This is a genomic window from Sphingomonas sp. CCH9-F2 (genome assembly GCF_001556735.1).
In the GTDB taxonomy this organism is placed as follows: domain Bacteria; phylum Pseudomonadota; class Alphaproteobacteria; order Sphingomonadales; family Sphingomonadaceae; genus Sphingomonas; species Sphingomonas ginsenosidimutans.
This window is the reverse complement of sequence record NZ_LSJO01000465.1, coordinates 1-1665: the sequence shown is the minus strand read 5'-3', so window position 1 is coordinate 1665 and position 1665 is coordinate 1. Positions and strand designations below refer to the sequence as shown.

General features: G+C 67.0%; 2 protein-coding genes. Both read right to left on the bottom strand.

What is annotated here, in order from left to right; translation table 11 throughout:
- Positions 1-380, bottom strand: a 380-nt coding sequence (locus AX685_RS12960) for an MFS transporter (protein WP_156445797.1), incomplete at its 3' end; no start/stop codon positions are given.
- Between the two features lie 154 nt (positions 381-534).
- Positions 535-1665: TonB-dependent receptor domain-containing protein (locus AX685_RS12955; RefSeq protein WP_156445796.1), on the bottom strand; the 1131-nt coding region annotated here is incomplete at its 5' end.

Genomic DNA, 1665 nt, shown 5'->3' with positions numbered 1-1665 from the left:
GCCCCCGCCTCGCCCACGCCCACGCCGACGCGCGCCAGCAGCAGCTGCGTGAAGTTCTGCGCCACGCCGCACAATGCGGTCATCACGCTCCACACCGCCAGGCTGGCGGCGATGATGTTGCGCCGGCTGGTCCGGTCTGCCAGCCGCGCGATCGGGATGCCCAGCGTGGCGTAGAAGATCGCGAACACCAGCCCCGACAGCAGCCCCAGCTGCGTATCGCTCAGCGACAGGTCGCGCTTGATCGGCTCCAGCAGGATCGCCAGGATCTGCCGGTCCATGAAGCTGAAGAAATAGGTCAGCGTCAGCAGTGCCAGCGTGATCCAGCGGCGCTTGAGGACCAGGGTCTCGTCGATTTCCCGCCGGTGCGTGATCGGGGTCATCCGCCTCTCCTCATTTTTGTCTTCTGTCGGATGAGGCTAGCCGTTGCGACCCGGCGCGGCGACAGGATGCGACATGGAAAACATTTCATTACAATAATGTACCGGCGGGACCGGCGACGGCATCACACAGATGCCGCCGCCCGCCCCGGCCCGGTCAGAACCGCCCGCGCAGCGTCACGCCATAGGTGCGCGGCTCGGCCAGGAAGTTCGAGAAGATCTGCCGGCCGCCGGGATATTGCGGATCCTGGAACGCGGCGGTGTTGGCGCCTTCCTGGAACGGCGAATTGAACGCGACCTGCGCATAATCCTTGTTGAAGATGTTCTGCGCCCACAGCTCGACCGCCCACCGCTCGCTCGGCCCGCGGATGCCGACGCGCGCGTTGACCAGCGCGAAGCCGTCCTGCACCTTTTGCGGGAACAGGTCCGACCCGGTGTTATAGTCGCCCGTCAGCCGCGTATCGACGTAGAACAGCGCCGACAGGCCGCTGCTGCCGATGTCGGGGGTAAAGGCGACCGATCCCGTCACCGTGATCGGCGCGGCCAGCGAGAGTTGCTGCCCCGGCAGCTTGCGCAGCGCCTGGTTCAGCGGTGCGCCGCTGGCCCGGCCGACCAGCTGCTCGCGGAACTTGGTGTCGGCATAGGTCATGCCCGCCGTGACGCGGAAGTCGCGGATCGGGACCAGCGTCGCTTCCAGCTCGACGCCCTGCGATCGCACGCCATAGCCGACGTCGCCGCTCGGGCACGCGCCGGTGGTCGCCGCCGCGGCATTGTAGTTCGGTGCCGCGGTGAACTTGCTCTGGTCGCGATCGCCGCCGCCCAGGCTGGACGAGCAGCCGTTGACGTTCTCGACGATGAAGACCGTACCGTCGAAGGTGTTCAGCTGGAAATTGCTGAAGTCCTGACGGAACGCCGCTGCCGACAGGCTGAACGGCCCGGTCGCGTATTTGAAGCCGATTTCGAAGGCGTTCACCGTCTCGGCATCGAACTGCAGGTTGCGCGCCAGCGCCTGTGCCCCGGCCTGTGCGCTACCCCCGCCGAAGCTGGCGAACGGCAGCGTCGGCGCCTTCAGCGCGGACCGGTCGAAGTTGAAACCGCCCGCCTTGTAGCCGCGCGAATAGCTGCCGTAGACGAGCAGGTCGTCGATCGGCTTCCACGACGCGATGGCGGTGCCCGTGAATTCGTCCTCGCTGCGCTCGTCGGCGATGCTGACGCCGTTCAGCTCCGCGGTCGAATTGCCCTGGCACGACAGGCCGATGATGCCGCCGGCCACCGCCGCAAGCGCGGT